Genomic DNA, 2,410 nt, shown 5'->3' on the forward strand with positions numbered 1-2,410 from the left:
CCGCACCCCCGAGCTTCCCACCCCGGAGCAGACCCTGCCCGGCCGCCCCGAGCGCGACTTCCCCGTGCCCTCCCGCCACACCGTCCTCGGCAACCCCCTGCTCGGCCCGTACCCGGAGGGCCTGGAGATCGCCGACTTCGGCCTCGGCTGTTTCTGGGGCGCCGAGCGCACCTTCTGGCAGCGGGACGGCGTGTGGACCACCCTGGTCGGTTATCAGGGCGGGACCACCCCGAACCCGACGTACGAAGAGGTGTGCTCCGGCCTCACGGGCCACACCGAAGCGGTCCGCGTCGTCTACGACCCCAAGGTGATCTCGTACGCCGAGCTGGTCAAGCTCTTCTGGGAGTCCCACAACCCCACCCAGGGCTTCCGCCAGGGCAATGACGTGGGTACGCAGTACCGCTCCGCGATCTACACGCACTCCCCCGCCCAGTCCGAAACCGCCACGGCCTCCCGCGAGGCCTACCAGAAGGTCCTCACCGCCTCCGGGTACGGCGAGATCACCACAGAGATCCTCCCCGCCACCCCCCGCCCCTTCTACCCCGCCGAGGCGTACCACCAGCAGTACCTGGACAAGAACCCCAACGGCTACTGCGGCCTGGGCGGCACGGGCGTGAGCTGCCCCATAGGCGTGGCCAAGGCGGAGAGCTGAGGGGCGGACGGATCCCGGAGTCTGGCTGGACGGTCTGCCGCGCGAGCACTATTGCGCGGTGGAGCGGCACGCCGACCGTTTGGCCGAAGCGCCCACAACGCTCGGCGAGCCGTACTCCCGCCATCTGAGCGGTGCCGTCCGAGAGCTGCGCTTCCATCTCGGCTCGGCCCCCATCCGCCTCACCTACTGGCTGGCGCCGGAACGCCGTATCGTGTTTCTGACCGTCTTCCGAAAATCCCGGATGCGCGAAGACCGACAGGTCCAGCGGTCCCTGTGGGCGCAGAAGGAATGTGAAGCGTCGCATCCCACCGCGGCGACGGCCTACCACCGGACGTTCGAGGAGCAAGCGTGAGTACGGGATACCACACCTCGTGGACGATTCCCGAGGAGAACCGGACCGACCCGGCGTATGTCGAGGCCGGGGCCGCCATCGCTTTGGGACAGGCCGTGTACGACCGTCGTACGGCTCTCGGCCTGGGGTCGGCGACGGTCGCCGAGCGGGCGGGGCTTGCGGTGGAAGACATCGAGCGCATCGAGGGCGGTGGGACCACCCCCACACTCCCGCTGCTGCGCGCGCTGGCCAGGGCGCTCGATTCGCAGTTGGACGTCTCGATCGACGCCGAAGAGACCCAGCTCTCGTTCGTCCCTCACACCCCACACGCTGCCTGACCTTGGTACCTCGCGCATGCGACCCCGCGGTGCTCGGCCCGCACCGCCCCGCGCCGGTGTGATCTGCGCGGGCGGATAATCTGCACGCGTGGCGGGATGCGCGTACTACCGGGGCGAGCGGGACGGGCTGGTTTCCGTGTTGGCGCAGGGTGTTGACGAGGGGTGTCGGCTCGTCGGGCCCGGTGGGGTGCTTACGCCGGTCGTTGTGCATGTGCAGTGGCTCGACAACCATCCGGACGGGCCGGACACGCATGTGATGATCTCCTTCGAGGACGGCACGAACGTCGAGTTCCCCTTCGGCGTGCGGCTCACCGCCATCAGGTACGACGGGCAACGCCCCGTCGACGAGGCGGAGATACGGAAAGCCGCCCCCGCCGTCTGGGGCGCCCCAGCCGAGCCTTGGCGGTGACGAGGGTACGAACCGGGGTACGACGTGCGTACCAGCGATCTCAGGAGGCAGCTCGTGTCACGTCCCGTCACCGTCGTTACCGGCGGCAGCCGTGGTATCGGCGCCGCCACCTGCGTTCGGCTGGCCGGCGAGGGGCATGATCTGGCGCTCGGGTACATACGGGACGGCGACGCCGCCGAGCAGGTCGCGGAGGCGGTGCGGGCGGCCGGGGGGCGGTGTGTGACCGTACGGGCGGACACGGCCGACGAGGCGGACGTGGAGCGGCTGTTCGACACCGTCGCGGACCGGCTCGGGCCGGTGACGGGCCTGGTCAACAACGCCGGGGTGACCGGTCCCCTCGCCCGGCTCGCCGACGCCCGGACCGAGGACCTGCGCCGTGTCCTCGACGTCAACCTCCTCGGCTATCTGCTCTGCTGCCGCCGCGCCGCCCGTGACATGGCGCCGCGCGGAACCGGCGCCATCGTCAATGTCTCCTCCGCGGCGGCCACGCTCGGCAGCCCCGGCGAGTACGTCCACTACGCCGCCACCAAGGCCGCCACGGACGCGCTGACCATCGGCCTCGCCAAGGAACTCGGCCCGGACGGCATCCGCGTCAACGCGGTCGCCCCCGGCATCATCGACAGCGACATGCACGCGACGATGGGCGACCCCGGCCGCCCGGCCCGGGTGTCCCCCGGAAT

Annotated in this window: 5 protein-coding genes; all 5 read left to right on the top strand. The window is 70.7% G+C overall.

Features of this window, described 5'->3' with window-relative positions; translation table 11 throughout:
• The coding region (msrA, locus tag WH07_RS28595; protein WP_046506090.1) for a peptide-methionine (S)-S-oxide reductase MsrA at positions 1 to 652 on the top strand (652 nt) is incomplete at its 5' end.
• 34 nt (positions 653 to 686) lie between these two features.
• A complete protein-coding gene (locus WH07_RS28600) occupies positions 687 to 1,004 on the top strand; it encodes a type II toxin-antitoxin system RelE/ParE family toxin (RefSeq protein ID WP_269801394.1) in 318 nt (105 codons plus the stop codon).
• Positions 1,001 to 1,321 (top strand): helix-turn-helix domain-containing protein, encoded by a 321-nt coding sequence (locus WH07_RS28605; RefSeq protein WP_046506094.1) that lies wholly within the window; start codon positions 1,001 to 1,003, stop codon positions 1,319 to 1,321. The genes WH07_RS28600 and WH07_RS28605 overlap by 4 nt, the downstream gene beginning before the upstream one ends.
• A 205-nt stretch (positions 1,322 to 1,526) precedes the next feature.
• Entirely contained in the window at positions 1,527 to 1,730 is a 204-nt protein-coding gene (locus WH07_RS40005) for a hypothetical protein (RefSeq protein ID WP_157877454.1), read from the top strand.
• Between the two features lie 54 nt (positions 1,731 to 1,784).
• On the top strand, positions 1,785 to 2,410 hold a 626-nt coding region (locus WH07_RS28615), incomplete at its 3' end, for an SDR family NAD(P)-dependent oxidoreductase (RefSeq protein ID WP_046506098.1).

It is taken from the genome of Streptomyces odonnellii (assembly GCF_000981895.1).
Taxonomy (GTDB): domain Bacteria; phylum Actinomycetota; class Actinomycetes; order Streptomycetales; family Streptomycetaceae; genus Streptomyces; species Streptomyces odonnellii.